Raw genomic sequence first — 16,240 nt, 5'->3', positions numbered from 1 at the left:
TCTGAATAACCAACGCCTGCACCCTCGCGGGCGTTAACGCTAACAGGCAGCCTGATACACAGGCAGCCTGGCCGATTATCCTTTACCGCTCACAGAACTTAGCGTGACGGCGGCTCATCCAGCAGTCGCAGATGATCATCTTTATTCAGCGTCATCAACGCAACAATACTGACCAGCGCAGTCGCCATCACATACCAGGCGGGAATATCAGGATTACCGGTCTCTTTGATCAGGCTGGTAATGATCAATCCGGCGCAGCCGGAAAAGACCGCGTTAGAGAGCGAATAGGCCAGGCCCAGCCCGGTGTAACGCACGCGTGTCGGAAACATCTCGGCCAGCATCGCGGGCCCTGGCCCCGCCAGCAACCCGACCACGCCACCTGCGATAAAGACCACCAGCGCTTTGGGCAGCAGTCCGGTACTCTCTGCCTGCAAAACGTTTAACAGCGGCAGAGAGAGCACCAGCAACAGTACCGCCGCTGCGACCATCACGGCGCGGCGGCCAATCCTGTCGCTCAGCATCCCGGCCGGGATAATGGTGGCGGCAAAGCCGAGGTTCGATATTACCGCAATCAGCAGTGCCTGGTTAAATCCGGTGTGCAGCGATGCCTGCAGATAAGTCGGCATGATCACCAGCCAGGTGTAACCTGCCGCCGACCACACCATCAGCCGGCAGATGCCCAGCAGAATCGTTTTCAGCGTGTCACCCAGGCTGGCGTTCACTTTTTCCTGGGTTTGTGCCTGCTGCTGAACAAACGCGGGCGTCTCTTCCATCTGCACCCGCAGCCAGAGTGCCAGCGCCCCCAGCGGCAGTGCGATAAAGAACGGGATGCGCCAGCCCCAGCTCAGCATCTGCTCTGGTGTCAGCAGCACAGAGAGCAATGCCACTATGCCCGCACCTGCCAGCAATCCCAGCGCCACGGTGAAGGATTGCCACGCGCCATACAGACCGCGCTTTCCGCGTGGTGCAAACTCGGTCATCAGCGACACCGCCCCGCCATACTCGCCTCCTGCGAACAGCCCCTGCAGGATACGCAGGCCGGTAACGATCAGCGGAGCCAGGATACCCAGTTGGGCATAGGTCGGAACCAGACCGATGGCGGCTGTCGCCAGCGTCATCATTATCAATACAAAAATCAGTGTAGGTTTTCGCCCGATGCGATCGCCCATGCGGCCAAAAACCATGGCACCCAGTGGACGGAAGAAAAAGGCGATGGCGAACGACGCATAGGTCAGCAGCAGCCCGGTCAGCGCGGACTCGCCCTCCAGCCGGAAAAAGTTCTGCGCAATCACCGTGGCCAGAAAGCCATAGACCGCGAACTCATACCATTCAATGAAATTTCCGACCGAACCGGCAAGCAGAGCACGTTTTCGGCTGGCGGAGGAGAGCAGATTATCAGCAGGAGCAGACATGGCAGGCGATCCTTTTGAAGCCTCATCAGTCGCTTATGATTAGCACAATCGCTGCTCATCTGCGCAAACTTCTGCCCGTCACGTTACTTCAGGCACATAAATCTGCGGTTGCACCCCCCCCACGCTCTTTTTCACCTTCAGTTCTTGCACAACCGCTGTGCGATTGTCAGGATACGCGGCATTGAATGAATCAGGCGGATAGATGATGAACGCACACACCTCAAAAGATCCTCTGCATGGCATCACGCTGGAGATGCAGATAAACAGTTTAGTCGCGCAGTATGGCTGGGCGGAGCTGGCAAAACGGATCAACATTAACTGCTTTAAAAGCGATCCCAGCGTTAAATCGAGCCTGAAGTTTTTACGCCGTACGCCGTGGGCGCGCGCTGAAGTCGAAGCGCTCTATCTGGCCTCGTTAAACGTGCAACCGGCAGCACGCGACGAAGCGGCTGAAGAAGCCGATCGGCCACCTGCTGAAGATCCATGGGGCAAGTGGCGCGGGAACACGCCAGAGTAACACTGAAAATGAAGTAATAAAAAAGCCCGCGCAGGTAAACCTGGGCGGGCTTTTTTCACGTCAGGCTGCTGTTACAGCGCCATGTCGTGTTTCGCTGAAGGCGCAGCCTGCTGAGGCTGTGCTGCCGGCGCGTCTGCGGTTTTGCCTTCCATGTTGATCACGGGCGGCGTGGTCAGCTGCAGAGTCGCTGCGGTCTCATTCCAGACCTGCTGCAGCAACGGCACGTTATCATTCAGTTTCTGACCGTAGCCTGGGATCATTTTGTGGATCTTCGCCTGCCATTCCGGTGACTTAAACTCTTCCGGGAACAGTTTCTGCATCACGCTCAGAGAGATTGGCGCTGCGGTTGATGCACCAGGAGAAGCACCCAGCAGAGCCGCCACGGTTTTCTGCTGATCGGTCACAATTTCTGTTCCCAGTTTCAGCACGCCACCTTTATCAGCATCTTTCTTGATAATCTGCACACGCTGACCGGCCTGAATCAGTTTCCAGTCCTCTTTCTTCGCGTCCGGGTAGTACTCTTTCAGCGATTCGAAGCGATCTTCATCACTCAGCATCACCTGTCCAATCAGGTATTTTACCAGGTCGAAGTTATCCATACCCACATCGGTCATTGGCACGATGTTATGGGTAGTGGTGGTGCTCAGCAGATCAAACAGCGAGCCGTTTTTCAGGAACTTGGTTGAGAAGGTCGCAAACGGTCCAAACAGCACGACGCGTTTGCCATCCAGATAACGGGTATCCAGATGCGGAACGGACATCGGCGGTGCACCGGTTGAAGCCTGACCGTAGACTTTCGCCAGATGACGATCGGCGATAGCACTGTTTTCGGTGACCAGGAATGAACCACCGACCGGGAAGCCTGCATAGTTATCGGCTTCCGGGATGCCGGTCTTCTGCAGTAATTTCAGCGCGCCGCCGCCTGCACCGATAAAGACATATTTCGCGTCAACCGCACGTTCGTTGCCGTTTTTGGCATCTTTAATTGTGACGTGCCAGGAGTTGTCGCCGTTACGTTTGAAGTCGGTCACTTCCGATGAAGTTTCCAGACGGAAGTTATCATTCTTCTTCAGGCTGCCGATCAGCTGACGGGTAATTTCACCGTAGTTAACGTCGGTGCCGACTGGCGTCCAGGTAGCGGCCACTTTCTGCTGGGGATCACGACCTTCCATTACCAGCGGTGCCCACTGCGCGATCTGTTTATGATCGGTAGAGAACTTCATCCCCTGGAACAGCGCAGTTTTCTGCAGCGCCGCATAGCGTTTGGTCAGGAAGTCGACATTGTCGCCCCAGACAAAGCTCATGTGTGGCGTTGAGTTGATGAAAGAGCGCGGGTCGTGCATTACGCCTTCTTTAATCTGAGAGCTCCAGAACTGACGTGAAATCATAAAGGCTTCATTGATTTCCAGCGCTTTGGACACGTCGATCGAGCCGTCTTTACGCTCAGGCGTATAGTTCAGCTCCATGTTGGCAGAGTGACCGGTACCGGCGTTATTCCAGCCGTTAGAGGATTCCAGCGCCACGCCATCCAGCTTCTCGACCATGATCTGTTTCCAGCCAGGCTGCAGCTCTTCCAGCATGGTGCCCATAGAGGCGCTCATAATGCCGCCGCCAATTAACAGGACATCGGTTTTCTCTGGTGAGGTTTCAGCGTGGAGGGCTGAAGAAACTAACAAGGCCGCGAGGGAAAGGGTGGGAATAACTTTCTTTGAATTCATCATTTTAATCTACAGCTCAGACGGTACTGGTTAAAAAAAGTCCTTAAAGTTTAAAATAATGTTATTTATGAGTTAATGTGAAAATAGTTATAAAATTAAAAATAGCAATTTAGCCTTAATTTAATTACAAAAGGCTACCGAATTGCTCACATATTTTAACCACACATTAAGGGTGTCCTTTGAATTATACAATCCCCTAACCCAAATATTGTTATTGCGCTGTCGCCCGCGCGCAGACTGCTAAAACTGTACTGATGCGGTGAGTTAGCGTATGTTTCCAGCCGATCCCCCACCCGTGCTGAACATCGATGACAAGCCAACCACAGAACCGACATGCCGTGACGAAACGACCCATGAAACTCAGTACCCTGACCACCCTCATGATGACTGCGGTGATCGTTACCGTGCTGCTCGCTGTCCATCTGCTCTATTTCGTTCAGATTGATAACTTTGCCCAGTCGCATCTTAAAGATAAAGCGATGGCGGTGGCGCGAACGCTGGCAGACAGCCCGGAAGTGCAGCGCGGGTTACTGTTGCCAGACGGCAGCAGCCAGATTCAGCCGCTGGCGGAAGCCGCGCGCAAACGCAACGGCCTGCTGTTTGTTGTGGTGACGGACATGCGCGGCATTCGCTTTTCACATCCCAATGCCGCGGTGATCGGCAAACATTTTGTCGGCAATGACATCTATCCTACGCTGAGTGGCCGGGAAAATGTGGCGGTTAATCATGGCGTGCTGGTGGAGGCACTGCGGGTGTTTACGCCGGTCTATAACGCACAGCATCAGCAGATTGGCGTGGTAGCAATCGGCATTGCGCTGAATGATGTTGCAGCCCAGATTGCAAAGAGCCGCTGGAATATCGTCTGGACCGTCCTGTTTGGTGGTGTGGTCGGGCTGCTGGGTATTCTGATTCTGGTCAGGCGACTCAAGAAAATACTGCTGGGGCTGGAGCCACACGAAATCTCCAGCCTGTTTGAACAGCGCCAGGCGATCCTGAATTCCATTAAAGAAGGGGTGATTGCGGTCGATGATCAGTCACGCGTCAGCCTGATTAACCACGCGGCTCAGCAGCTACTGCATGAAACCACCCGCAGGATGCCGTTAAGCGGTGACCTGATTGCTGAGGAGAGCGTCATGCATCGTCATCAGCAGGATGCGCTGCATGCGGGCAAAGCCTGGCACGATCAGGAGCTGACGCTGGGTAATCGCATCCTGATCAGCAACACCGTTCCGGTGCGCAGTCGTGACCGCATCATCGGCGCGGTAACGACGTTCAGGGATAAGACCGAAATCAGCCAGCTGATGCAGCGTCTGGACGGCATGGTAAACTACGTAGATGCGTTACGTGAGCGGTCCCATGAGTTCATGAATAAGCTGCATGTGATTCTGGGCCTGCTACATATGAAAAATTATGCACAGATGGAAGAGTACATCCTTAAAACCGCTAACGCCTATCAGACGGAGATCGGTTCGCTGCTGCAAAAGATCAAATCGCCGATCATTGCCGGTTTCCTGCTCAGCAAAATCAACCGGGTAACCGATGAAGGTCATCAGCTGATTATCGATGAGGCGAGCTTTCTACCTGACTGCGGCAGCGAGGAGCAGAGCGCGGTTCTGATTACCGTGCTGGGCAATTTAATTGAAAATGCCCTTGAGGCGCTGGATCCGGAAACCGAAGGGGAAATTCACCTCATGCTGCATTATCAGAATGGCTGGTTAGCCTGCGAAGTGAGTGATGACGGGCCAGGTATCGACAGCTCGCAGCTCAACGCTATTTTTGAGCGCGGCGTCTCGTCAAAAGGTGACGATCGCGGTGTCGGACTGTTTCTGGTTAAGCAGCAAACCGAAAGCCTGGGCGGTAATGTCAGTGTTGAGTCGGAACCCGGTGTATTTACCCAATTTTTAGTGCAACTTCCGTGGGAGAGAGGAATGATTACCCAATGATCAATGTGTTAGTTGTCGATGATGACGCCATGGTAGCCGAGCTGAATCGCTGTTATATCGGGCAAATCCCAGGCTTCACCTGCTGCGGCACGGCCTCAACCTTACAGCAGGCCAAAGAGCGGCTGGCCGAGGCTGAACCACAGGTTGATCTGATCCTGCTGGATATCTATATGCAGCAGGAAAACGGTCTCGACCTGCTGCCGGAGCTGCGCAGCGCAGGACGCCCGGTTGACGTGATTATCATCTCGTCAGCGGCCGATGCCGCCACGATCAAGACCTCGCTCAACTATGGCGTAGTGGATTATCTGATCAAGCCCTTCCAGTTTGCCCGCTTTGAAGAGGCGCTGACCGGCTGGCGGCAGAAAAAATCGCTGATGGACAATCATCAGTTCTATCAGCAGTCGGACGTTGATCAGCTGTTGCATGGTAACCTACCCGGTGCCAGCGAACAGAAACGTCTGCCGAAAGGATTAACGCCGCAGACGCTGCGTACCCTGTGCCTGTGGATCGATGCTCATCCCGGCACCGAGTTCTCTACCGACGAACTGGCGACGGAAGTGAATATCTCGCGCGTTTCGTGCCGTAAATACCTGATCTGGCTGGCGCAGATTAATATTCTGTTCACCAGCATTCATTATGGGGTCACGGGCCGTCCGGTTTACCGCTATCGCCTGCAGCCGGAGTATCACACCTTACTCAAACAATACTGTCAGTGAACCAGCCGGTAGTCCGTGTCGAGTAACTGAAACGAAAAGTGACGTTGTGACGAGCAGATGATCTGCCTGTCACGGGTCACAAAGATAGCTTCAATGCCCGGTTTGTCGGCCAGGCAGGCGATACCCTTTTCAACGCCCAGCCCGTACAGCAGCGTCGTATAGATGTCGCCATCCAGCGAGCGCTCGGAAATCACGGTCACGCTCAGCAGCTCGTTATCCAGCGGATAACCGGTCTGTGGATCCAGGATGTGGTGATAACAGACCTCATCCAGCTCGAAATAGCGCTCATAAATACCGGACGTCACGACCGAGCGGTTATTTACACCGATGACACCGATTAGCGCATCGGCCTTACCAAACGGCTTTTTCAGACCGATTGCCCAGCCCGCCTCTTCAGGCGGCGCGCCCACTGTCTGAACGTTGCCGCCCAGATTGATCAGCGCACTGCTGACCTGCTGCTGACGCAAAAAGGCCTGGACTACGTCGGCGATATAGCCTTTGGCGATGGCACCCAGGTCAATCTCCATTCCTGGCCGTGCCAGCATCACGCTGCGGGTGGCAGCATCAAGGATGACGTCCTGCGGATTGATCAGCGTCATGCGCGCCTGAAGATCGGCTTCTGATGGAACGCTGTGGCCCTGAAAACCAATTTTCCAGCACTTCACCAGCGGACCGATAGCGAGATTAAACAGGCTGTCGGGCAACAGACTCACCGCATGCGCACAGGCGATCAAATCAAACACGGGCTGACTGACGACCACCGCATGCTCTCCTGCCGCGTGGTTAATCGCCATGACTTCCGATGCCGCGCGATTTACCGTGAAGAGATTCTCCTGCTGTTTGATCAGGCGGAAAACCTGTCCGGCTAGCGTCTGGTTGTCTTCGAAGAGTTTGAGCAGGATGGGCGAACCCATTAGTACAGCGGAGTAAGCATAGACACGCGCATCAGTTAACATAGGCGACTCTGCTTTATAGGGGAAAAACCGGCACCCGCAGGATGCGGATGCCGGAGACTACCGTTAACGTCGGGCGTAGGCGGCAGCGTTACCGCCGGCCAGGATACCGAAGATGATGATATCTGCAACGGCGTTACCGCCGATACGGTTCGCGCCGTGAATGCCGCCAACCACCTCACCACACGCCCAGGCACCGTTAATCACCTGTTTCTGGCTGTCCAGCACCGCGGTGGTGGTGTCGATGGTGACACCGCCCATGGTGTGATGCACGCCCGGTGCGACACGAATCGCGTAGAATGGCGCTTCACTCAGCGGATGACGCAGTGCAGTCTGGCGACCGAAATCTTCGTCTTTCTGCATGATGACGAAGTTGTTGTAACGGGCTAGCGTCGCTTCCAGCGTGTGATGCTCACTCATGTTGAGTTTCACCGCCAGTTCCGCCACGGTTGGCGCGCTGACCACAAAGCCTTTGGCGATATATTCATCAGCCGCTTTGTTATTCATACGCACCTGCTCGTCAAACACAATCCAGGCACTCTTCTCTGGCAGAGCAATAATCTGCGCCGAGACTTTGTCGCGGGTTTCCATTTCGTTGTAGAAACGCTTGCCAGCCTGACTGACCAGGATAGCACCGCCGCCACGAATGGATTCAGAGACCAGATAAGAGGTCGTCTGCTCAACCGTCGGGTGAATCTGGATTTCCTTCATATCCACGGTACCGGCACCAATTTTCTCCAGCATCGCAATACCGCTACCGGTCGCACCTTTGTGGTTGGTGGTGACAAAGCCATCGAGTTCAGGACGGTATTTCACCACCAGCTCACGGTTTGCACTGAAGCCACCGGTTGCCACAATCACGCTTTTAGCGTTCAGGATACGGCTGTCGTTATATTCATCGACTACTTTCACGCCCGCGACTGCGCCATTCTCATAGAGGATCTCAGCAACCGAGGTTTCCAGCAGCACTTCGATGTTGCGGCTGTTGATGTTTTTCACCAGGCCGCTGATCAGGAAGCCGCCCACCGCTGAGCGGTCAGCCGGACGGTGAGTTCGGTCGATGCTCATCCCGCCGGTAATGGTGATGTCGTTAAGCTCAATGCCTTTACCCGCCAGCCACTCAATCGCCTCAGGTGCCAGGTCAACAAACTCACGCAGCAGCACCGGATTGTTTTTGAACTGACCACCCTTCAGCGTCTCCTCAAAAAACAGCTCTTTGCTGTCTTCGATGCCTTTGAGTTTCTGGAAACGGGTTTCAGCGGCGTTCATGCCCACAGACGCTTTGATGGTGTTGCCGCCGATGGTCGGCATCTTCTCGATGATGACCACGCGTGCGCCTTCATCATGCGCCTGAATCGCGGCCGCCAGACCGGCACCGCCGCTGCCCACAACCACCACATCGTAGTTCTGAGGTGCGTTAGGGTTACCACCCTCTTCAATCACATGCTCTTTACTGGAGGTAGTCAGCGCACGGGAAACCGCTTTTTTCAGCGCTTCACTCTGGGTAGTCGCGCCGGTAATCGCATCAACGTGGGGACTGTTAGCCACCAGAATGCGGTTACGCAGGCTTTCAAAGGTGGTGGTGAAATCCACATCCAGCGTGTCGTCCGGCACCAGCGAGATGTCGGTAATACGGTCGGTATCCAGTGTGACGTTGATTTTCAGCTTCAGCGCTTCGGCTTCCACTTTCTCCTGGTAAACACCCGCTTTGTATTTACGGCCCGATTCGCTCATGTCGCGAATCATCGCGTCAACCAGTGAGAAGCGCCACAGCGGTTCCGGGATCTGCAGCTCTTCGCGTTTATTGCTGTCGATGTAGAGTTCGAGATGTTCGTTATTGATGATGCGGTCAGCCCAGTTCGGATAGGCGATACAGGCTTTACCAATCGCTACCAGATCGTAGCCTTTTTCCAGCGCCAGCTCGGCGTCGGCTTTATTCACCACGCCGCCCACACCAATCACCGGCACTTTTGCCAGCACAGGCGAACGCATCGCAACGAATTTCTCGATTAGCGGCGTCGGGTCCTGCGTATCGACAATGGACGGGCGCAGCAGCTGACCGACAGAGAAGTGAACATAGTCGAGTCCGCGCGCAGCAAGTTTTTCCAGCAGATAGAGAGTGTCATCAAAGCGGATGCCAGGGACTTCGATCTCCTCTGGCGAGAAGCGATAGCCGATGATGAACGAATTATGGGCAAAGCGCTCCGCCATCTTGTGGGTGATCTCCAGCACTTCCAGCGGGAAGCGTGCGCGGTTATCGCGGCTGCCGCCCCACTTGTCATCACGCTGGTTAGAGTTCGGAGAATAGAACTGCTGAATCAGATAGGTGTTAGCACCATGAATTTCGACGCCGTCGAAACCGGCTTTGATAGCACGGTTCACCGCATCACCAAATTTGGTGATCATGGTTTCGACTTCTTCGGCGCTCAGCGCCAGGGGTTTAGTTGCCCCTTCACGCGGTGCGGCAATGGCGCTCGGCGCAACCGGTGTTTTCCCGCCGATCAGTTCCGGCTCGACCATGCGGCCACCGTGATAGATCTGCAGAATGGCCGTAGAGCCTTCAGATTTAATCGCGTCCGCGATGCGTTTCAGACCGGGAATTTTGTTGTCGCTGTCGATAGCAATGGCACCCGGAAACGCCGGGCCGCGGTTATCAATGAAGCAGCACTCGACGATCACGGTTCCGATGCTGCCTGCACGTGCGCGGTAATATTCGACCAGTTCGCTGGTGACCGTTCCATCATAAAAACCGGTACAGGTGGTCATGGGGGCCATCACCAGTCGGTTTTTCAACACAGCGCCGCCAGGCAGGGTAAGGGGATTAAGGATGGGGGTGAGAGATTTCATTGCGATAAACTCCAAGATTTAAAAGTCTGGAAATTTTTTAGCGGACGCAAATTATCGCTTAATTAAGTGGTCCGATGTCATGTGTCTAATATACCCTTTTCTTTGCTTTCATAAGCGATAAATTTACTTTTTTAACTTTTAAACGATTCAGAGTTTTTATTTGCTGAATTCAGGAAGTGAAGTTATATTAATTGTTAACCATGGGTAACTAAAAATCAACCATTCATTTACATAAATAATTTACCCTTCATGATCAGGGTGTTAAGATGGATGCTTCGGCTCAGACCTTCCGGGGATTTGTCGATAAGCTTCACAAAACTGTCAGAATGTCGATGCCAGAAATATAAATAAAAAATAAATGTTAAAAATGAGGAATAATGAATAAATTTCTTTGATCTGGATCAAAATCTATATTTGCAAAAATCGCATCATATTTACATGGATTTAAATATGCTGCTCAATAGTCCAGCAGCAGATTAAAAAAATCAGTGCATCGCGGTTTATTCACACTATTAAGAATAAATAAGAAAGTCATCAGTGAAGGTCCGGGGCGCAAATCGCATTCTTCTCAACTTGCAGATAAAATACTATGAAACCACTCTCAGCTGTAACTGAACCCCCTAAAGCCGCATCTGCGGCGGCGGGTAAAAAGAAAGCTATCATGCTGGCGCTGCCAGTCATCGTTGCCGTGTTGCTGTTGCTGGTGCCGACGCCGGCCGGCCTCGAACCCTATGCCTGGCACTTCTTCGCCATCTTTGTCGGCGTGATTGTCGGATTAATCTTTGAACCGCTGCCGGGTGCCGTTATCGGCCTGACCGGCGTCGTGGCCATCGCCCTGTTCAGTCAGTTTGTTCTCTTCAGCCCGGCGGAACTGGCTGACCCGAAATTCAAAGTCGCCAGTGAGTCCTTCAAGTGGGCGGTCAGCGGTTTCGGCAACTCTACGGTCTGGCTCATCTTCGGTGCCTTTATGTTCGCCGCCGGATATGACAAGACGCAGTTTGGTCGTCGTCTGGCCCTGATTCTGGTGAAGTATCTGGGTCGCCGCAGCCTGACGCTGGGTTATGCCATTACCTTCGCTGACCTGCTTCTGGCTCCGTTTACCCCCTCAAACACCGCGCGCAGTGGCGGTACTATCTATCCGATTATCGCTAACCTGCCTCCGCTTTACGGTTCTAAACCCAACGACCCGAGCGCCCGTAAGATCGGTTCGTATCTGATGTGGGTTGCCATCACCGCAGCCTGTATTACCAGCTCAATGTTCCTGTCAGCGCTGGCACCTAACCTGCTGGCACTGGCGCTGGTGAAAAGCATCATCGGTTTCGATATCTCATGGGGCATGTGGTTCCTGGCCTTCCTGCCGCTGGGCGTGCTGCTGATTCTGACTATGCCGCTGCTGGCTTACTGGTTCTATCCGCCTGAAGTCAAAATCAACGATGAAGTGCCGAAATGGGCTATCGCTGAACTGGAAAAACTGGGCCGCCTGACCCGTAACGAAATCCTGCTGCTGGTGTTTGTGGTCTGTGCCCTGCTGATGTGGATTTTCGCCACCTCATGGATTGAGCCTGCAATGGCTGCACTGCTGGTGGTGGTACTGATGCTGTGGACCGGCGTCCTGAACTGGAACGACATTACCAGCAATAAACCGGCCTGGAACACCTTTGCCTGGTTCGCAACGCTGGTGGCGCTGGCTGATGGTCTGGCCCGTGTCGGCTTTATCGCCTGGTTAGGTAAAGAAGGTGGCATGCTGCTGCAGGGTTACGACCCACAGATTTCAGCCGTAGTGCTGTTAATCGCCTTCTTCCTGCTGCATTACCTGTTTGCCAGTACCACCGCGCATACCACAGCCCTGTTACCGGCCATGCTGACCATTGCAGCCTCAATCCCGGGCATCAATATGCCGGTCTTCTGCCTGATGCTGTGTACCTCTCTGGGTGTGATGGGCATCATCACCCCTTACGGCACTGGCCCAAGCCCGATTTATTACGGCAGCGGTTATCTGCCGACTAAAGATTACTGGCGTCTGGGTACCATCTTTGGTGCCATCTTCCTGGTCTCCATGATGGTGATTGCTTATCCGTGGATGGTGTGGATGTTCTGACGGATACAACATGCAGATCAACGCGTTATAAGATACCATTCCTTCACTTCCCCGTCGCACCCGCGGCGGGGAAGCATAATAAACAATGAATTCGCCTATGATGTTGCGCCCCGCAGCCTGCCCGCGGAGGTTCAGCCGGTCATTAAGTGAGAAAAAATGTCGAACAAACCTTTTGTCTATCAGAACCCTTTTCCGCTGTCCCACGAAGATACTGAATACTATTTGCTGACTCGCGAGCATGTCTCGGTCGCCGAGTTTGAGGGTCAGGAGATCCTTAAAGTCGACCCGCAGGCGCTGACCCTGCTGAGCCAGCAGGCGTTCCATGACGCCTCTTTCATGCTGCGTCCGGCCCACCAGCAGCAGGTGGCCTCCATCCTTGAAGATCCGGAAGCCAGCGACAATGACAAATATGTCGCCCTGCAGTTTTTAAGAAACTCTGAAATTGCCGCCAAAGGCGTGCTGCCGACCTGTCAGGATACCGGCACCGCGATCATCATGGGCAAAAAGGGCCAGCGCGTCTGGACCGGTGGCGGCGATGAAGCCGCGCTGTCACAGGGTATCTATAACACCTACATCGAAGACAACCTGCGCTATTCACAGAATGCTGCGCTGGATATGTACAAAGAGGTGAACACCGGCACTAACCTGCCGGCGCAGATCGACCTCTACAGCGTCGATGGCGATGAGTATAAATTCCTCTGTATCGCCAAAGGTGGCGGCTCCGCCAATAAAACCTATCTCTATCAGGAAACCAAAGCGCTGCTGAGTCCAGGTAAGCTCAAGAATTATCTGGTAGATAAGATGCGTACCCTCGGCACTGCTGCTTGCCCGCCTTACCATATTGCGTTTGTTATCGGCGGCACTTCGGCTGAAAGCACCCTGAAAACCGTTAAGCTCGCCTCAACGCACTATTACGACGGTTTACCGACCGAGGGCAATGAGCACGGTCAGGCGTTCCGCGACGTTCAGCTGGAGCAGGAACTGCTGGAAGCGGCGCAGCAGCTCGGCCTTGGCGCGCAGTTTGGCGGCAAATATTTCGCGCACGACATCCGCGTGGTGCGTCTGCCGCGTCACGGCGCATCCTGCCCGATCGGCATGGGCGTCTCCTGCTCGGCTGACCGTAATATCAAAGCGAAGATCAACCGCGAAGGTATCTGGATTGAGAAACTGGAAGCCAACCCAGGCCGCCTGATACCGGAAGCGCTGCGTCAGCAGGGCGAAGGTGAGGTGTTACAGGTTGATCTCAACCGTCCAATGGAGCAGATTCTGGCGCAGCTTTCTGCGTATCCGGTTTCTACCCGTCTGTCACTGACCGGTACCATTATCGTGGCGCGCGACATTGCTCATGCCAAACTCAAAGAACGCATCGATAACGGCGAAGGATTACCGCAGTACATTAAAGATCATCCGGTCTATTACGCCGGTCCGGCCAAAACGCCTGAAGGTTATGCATCCGGTTCACTCGGCCCGACTACCGCAGGCCGCATGGACTCCTACGTTGATTTGCTGCAGGCCCACGGCGGCAGCAAGATCATGCTGGCAAAAGGTAACCGCAGCCAGCAGGTGACGGATGCCTGTCATAAACATGGCGGCTTCTATCTGGGCAGCATCGGTGGCCCGGCCGCGGTGCTGGCGCAGCAGAGCATCAAGAGTCTGGAATGCGTGGAGTATCCTGAGCTGGGAATGGAAGCGATCTGGAAAATCGAGGTGGAGAACTTCCCTGCGTTTATCCTGGTCGATGACAAAGGTAATGACTTCTTCCAGCATATTGAACGCGCACACTGCGCGAAATGCGTGAAGTAAAAACTGCGTCAGATAAGAAAAAAGCCCCGTTTTCGGGGCTTTTTTTGTCACAAAATCAGGGCTATTCAACTGCAATAATGTATATGCGCCGGAATCATTCTCAGTGACAGAACTATGTATTAACCAAGTAGCTACGAAAAAGTTTAATGCGCAGGGAATACAGTCAGAGGAGGAAAGCGTCCCGCGCCAGGACGGCGCGGGCCGAGCGTGCCATGGATGGCGGTTTTTGCGTCTTTACGATCTGACTGTATTCCCTGAGCGAGGCTCAATCAAACCGCTAAGCCAACCCGACCTTTCCAGGTAAATAAAAGCGCCGCTATCAGACCTTGTTAACCCCGCTGCAACCGCTGCAACGCCACATCGATCTGCTCATCGCCTTTGGTGAGTTCAATGATTTGATACTTAATCGCCGTATTCTCAATCAGACCGACCAGCGTCGCCGCCACATCTTCGCGCGGGATCTCACCATAGGGGATCGCCAGATCTGCATGCACCCGACCCGTACCAGCTTCATCGGTCAGCGTGCCAGGCCGCAGGATTACCCACTCCAGCTTGCTCGCCACCAGCTCCGCATCCGCCAGACGCTTCACCCGCATGTAGTTCTCAAATCCCTCTGATGGCGTTTTACCGCGGCCCGCATCCGGAAAAGCGGATACCAGTATAAAACGCGACACGCCAGCCTGTTCTGCGGCGGCGACAGCCAGCTTCAGCCCTTCACCGTCGATGGCATTGGTCAGCGCGATACCGGCACCGCCCGCACCCGCTGTAAAGACCGCCACGTCGTGACCGGTCATCAACGCTACCAGCGCCGTCACGCTAAGCTGCTGAATATCGCCCGCGACAGGCTTAGCGCCTGCAGCCTGCAGGGTATCAGCCTGTTCCGGCTTACGGTGCAATGCCGTGACAGTGTGACCTTTGCTGCTCAGCTGACGGGTCAGCTTTTGGCCCACCTTGCCCGCCGCACCGATAATGAAACATGTCGCCATAAGATCCACTCCTCCATTCACTGATCAGGTGTCAGAGTATAGCTATCTGCCAGAAACGAAACAGGCGCCTGATGCGGCGCCTGCTGGGTTTATTCCGGAATCACTTTTTCCGCTTTCAGTTTATCAAACAGCTGCGTAAAGGAGTCCAGCGTACTGCGGTAGCCGGTAAAGCCCGCTTTGCGGCTCTTACTCATGTCGGTGAAAGCTTCCATTGGGCGGCCCAGGTCGGCATCGGTATGCCACCATGAAGCCAGCTTAGTGACATCAGCCTCACGCAGCTGATGCTGTTCTGCAATCGCTCGCCATGCGCTATCAGCTTCCTGCATGCGATTTTCCAGCGGCATCATCTGCGCCGGGTACTCTGCGGCTTCGATACCGAAATAGTCAGCCAGTTTTGGCCACATCCAGTTCCAGCGGAACACATCGCCATTGACTGCGTTGAAATCCTGATTCGCGGCGTTCGGTGACGTTGCCGCCCAGTGCAGCTGCTCGGCCAGCAAACCGGCATCGGTCATATCCGCGACACCATTCCACTGCTCCGGCGAACCCGGGAAGATAAACGGCCAGCCCTTCTCTTTGCACAATGTTGCATAAACCGCCAGCGTCTGCCCCATGTTCATCGCGTTGCCTACGGCATAGCCGATGATGGTGTGCGGACGGTGCACGCTCCAGCGGTAGTCATACTTCTCTGCGCCCGCGAACACTTCATCTTCCTGCGCATAGTAGAAGTTATCGACCGGCTGACGCCCCTGCTCTTCACGGAACGGCGTAACCGGCACGGCACCTTTCCCGTACGCTTCAAACGGACCCAGGTAGTGTTTCAGCCCGGTCACCAGCGCGACGTGCGAACCTTTCAGGCGATCGCCGAGGGCTTCAATCACGTTGCGAACCATGCCGCCGTTAACGCGGATGTTCTCTTTCTCATTTTCCTGACGCGCCCAGACGCTGAAAAACAGCGCGTCCGGTTTGACCTCTTTCAGTGCGTCACGCACAGCATCTGCATCGGTCAGATCGGCGGTCAGGCTGGTTGCGCCTTCAGGTACTGCACCACGTCCGCGTGACAGGCCACTGACCTGCCAGCCCTCCTGCTGTAATTTATCTGCTAGTGCGCGACCAATAACGCCGCTGATGCCCACAATCAAAGCGTGCTTTTTCATTTGATTTCTCCTCGTTTTGCGTAATGCTAAGCCTAATAGAGAATTCAGTTCTTATCTCTGGCATTTATTCACAGCATTCTCAACCTGAGT

The 16,240-nt window shown here is 54.3% G+C and carries 11 protein-coding genes; 5 read left to right on the top strand and 6 right to left on the bottom strand.

What is annotated here, in order from left to right; genetic code table 11:
- Window positions 1–98: 98 nt before the first annotated feature.
- Window positions 99–1,412 carry an MFS transporter gene (locus tag FA92_RS21025; protein ID WP_033785041.1) on the bottom strand — a complete coding sequence of 438 codons (1,314 nt, stop codon included), beginning with the start codon at window positions 1,410–1,412 and terminating at the stop codon, window positions 99–101.
- A gap of 205 nt (window positions 1,413–1,617) precedes the next feature.
- Here FA92_RS21025 and FA92_RS21020 point away from each other — a divergent pair, with 205 nt between their 5' ends.
- Window positions 1,618–1,929 (top strand): VF530 family protein, encoded by a 312-nt coding sequence (locus tag FA92_RS21020; RefSeq protein ID WP_033785177.1) that lies wholly within the window; start codon window positions 1,618–1,620, stop codon window positions 1,927–1,929.
- A 71-nt stretch (window positions 1,930–2,000) separates the two neighbouring features.
- Here the strand turns inward: FA92_RS21020 and mqo are convergent, their stop codons facing one another.
- Entirely contained in the window at window positions 2,001–3,650 is a 1,650-nt protein-coding gene (gene mqo / locus FA92_RS21015) for a malate dehydrogenase (quinone) (protein WP_033785040.1), read from the bottom strand.
- Between the two features lie 350 nt (window positions 3,651–4,000).
- On the opposite strand from mqo, the gene FA92_RS21010 reads away from it, so the two are divergent.
- Together FA92_RS21010 and dcuR are read left to right on the top strand one after the other, a co-directional pair.
- Window positions 4,001–5,590 (top strand): sensor histidine kinase, encoded by a 1,590-nt coding sequence (locus FA92_RS21010; protein ID WP_033785039.1) that lies wholly within the window; start codon window positions 4,001–4,003, stop codon window positions 5,588–5,590.
- Complete coding sequence (gene dcuR / locus FA92_RS21005; RefSeq protein ID WP_033785037.1) at window positions 5,587–6,306, top strand: two-component system response regulator DcuR; 720 nt, start codon at window positions 5,587–5,589, stop codon at window positions 6,304–6,306. The genes FA92_RS21010 and dcuR overlap by 4 nt, the downstream gene beginning before the upstream one ends.
- Here the strand turns inward: dcuR and FA92_RS21000 are convergent.
- Together FA92_RS21000 and FA92_RS20995 are read right to left on the bottom strand one after the other, a co-directional pair.
- Window positions 6,300–7,262 carry an FAD:protein FMN transferase gene (locus FA92_RS21000; RefSeq protein WP_033785036.1) on the bottom strand — a complete coding sequence of 321 codons (963 nt, stop codon included), beginning with the start codon at window positions 7,260–7,262 and terminating at the stop codon, window positions 6,300–6,302. The genes dcuR and FA92_RS21000 overlap by 7 nt on opposite strands.
- A gap of 63 nt (window positions 7,263–7,325) precedes the next feature.
- Window positions 7,326–10,106 carry a flavocytochrome c gene (locus FA92_RS20995; RefSeq protein WP_033785175.1) on the bottom strand — a complete coding sequence of 927 codons (2,781 nt, stop codon included), beginning with the start codon at window positions 10,104–10,106 and terminating at the stop codon, window positions 7,326–7,328.
- Between the two features lie 589 nt (window positions 10,107–10,695).
- Between FA92_RS20995 and FA92_RS20990 the strand changes: the two genes are divergently transcribed.
- Both FA92_RS20990 and fumA read left to right on the top strand, forming a co-directional pair.
- Window positions 10,696–12,204: an anion permease gene (locus FA92_RS20990; RefSeq protein WP_033785035.1), complete on the top strand. Its 1,509-nt coding sequence runs from the start codon at window positions 10,696–10,698 to the stop codon at window positions 12,202–12,204.
- A gap of 156 nt (window positions 12,205–12,360) precedes the next feature.
- A complete protein-coding gene (gene fumA, locus FA92_RS20985) occupies window positions 12,361–14,007 on the top strand; it encodes a class I fumarate hydratase FumA (protein WP_033785034.1) in 1,647 nt (548 codons plus the stop codon).
- Window positions 14,008–14,336: 329 nt separating this feature from the next.
- On the opposite strand, the gene FA92_RS20980 is transcribed toward fumA, so the two are convergent.
- Together FA92_RS20980 and FA92_RS20975 are read right to left on the bottom strand one after the other, a co-directional pair.
- Complete coding sequence (locus FA92_RS20980; RefSeq protein ID WP_033785033.1) at window positions 14,337–14,993, bottom strand: SDR family oxidoreductase; 657 nt, start codon at window positions 14,991–14,993, stop codon at window positions 14,337–14,339.
- An 89-nt stretch (window positions 14,994–15,082) separates the two neighbouring features.
- Window positions 15,083–16,150, bottom strand: a complete 1,068-nt coding sequence (locus FA92_RS20975) for an SDR family oxidoreductase (protein ID WP_013196196.1) — start codon at window positions 16,148–16,150, stop codon at window positions 15,083–15,085.
- Window positions 16,151–16,240 lie beyond the last annotated feature (90 nt).

The organism is Pantoea sp. 9140, from assembly GCF_000745295.1.
Taxonomy (GTDB): domain Bacteria; phylum Pseudomonadota; class Gammaproteobacteria; order Enterobacterales; family Enterobacteriaceae; genus Pantoea; species Pantoea vagans.
This window is presented reverse-complemented; position numbering and strand designations above follow the sequence as displayed.

Coding starts and splice junctions, on each gene's coding strand:
- FA92_RS21020 (WP_033785177.1), top strand. CDS start 1,618: ATGAACGCACACACCTCAAAAGATCCTCTGCATGGCATCACGCTGGAG.
- FA92_RS20995 (WP_033785175.1), bottom strand. CDS start 10,106: ATGAAATCTCTCACCCCCATCCTTAATCCCCTTACCCTGCCTGGCGGC.
- FA92_RS21010 (WP_033785039.1), top strand. CDS start 4,001: ATGAAACTCAGTACCCTGACCACCCTCATGATGACTGCGGTGATCGTT.
- FA92_RS20980 (WP_033785033.1), bottom strand. CDS start 14,993: ATGGCGACATGTTTCATTATCGGTGCGGCGGGCAAGGTGGGCCAAAAG.
- FA92_RS20975 (WP_013196196.1), bottom strand. CDS start 16,150: ATGAAAAAGCACGCTTTGATTGTGGGCATCAGCGGCGTTATTGGTCGC.
- FA92_RS20990 (WP_033785035.1), top strand. CDS start 10,696: ATGAAACCACTCTCAGCTGTAACTGAACCCCCTAAAGCCGCATCTGCG.
- fumA (WP_033785034.1), top strand. CDS start 12,361: ATGTCGAACAAACCTTTTGTCTATCAGAACCCTTTTCCGCTGTCCCAC.
- FA92_RS21025 (WP_033785041.1), bottom strand. CDS start 1,412: ATGTCTGCTCCTGCTGATAATCTGCTCTCCTCCGCCAGCCGAAAACGT.
- FA92_RS21000 (WP_033785036.1), bottom strand. CDS start 7,262: ATGTTAACTGATGCGCGTGTCTATGCTTACTCCGCTGTACTAATGGGT.
- mqo (WP_033785040.1), bottom strand. CDS start 3,650: ATGATGAATTCAAAGAAAGTTATTCCCACCCTTTCCCTCGCGGCCTTG.
- dcuR (WP_033785037.1), top strand. CDS start 5,587: ATGATCAATGTGTTAGTTGTCGATGATGACGCCATGGTAGCCGAGCTG.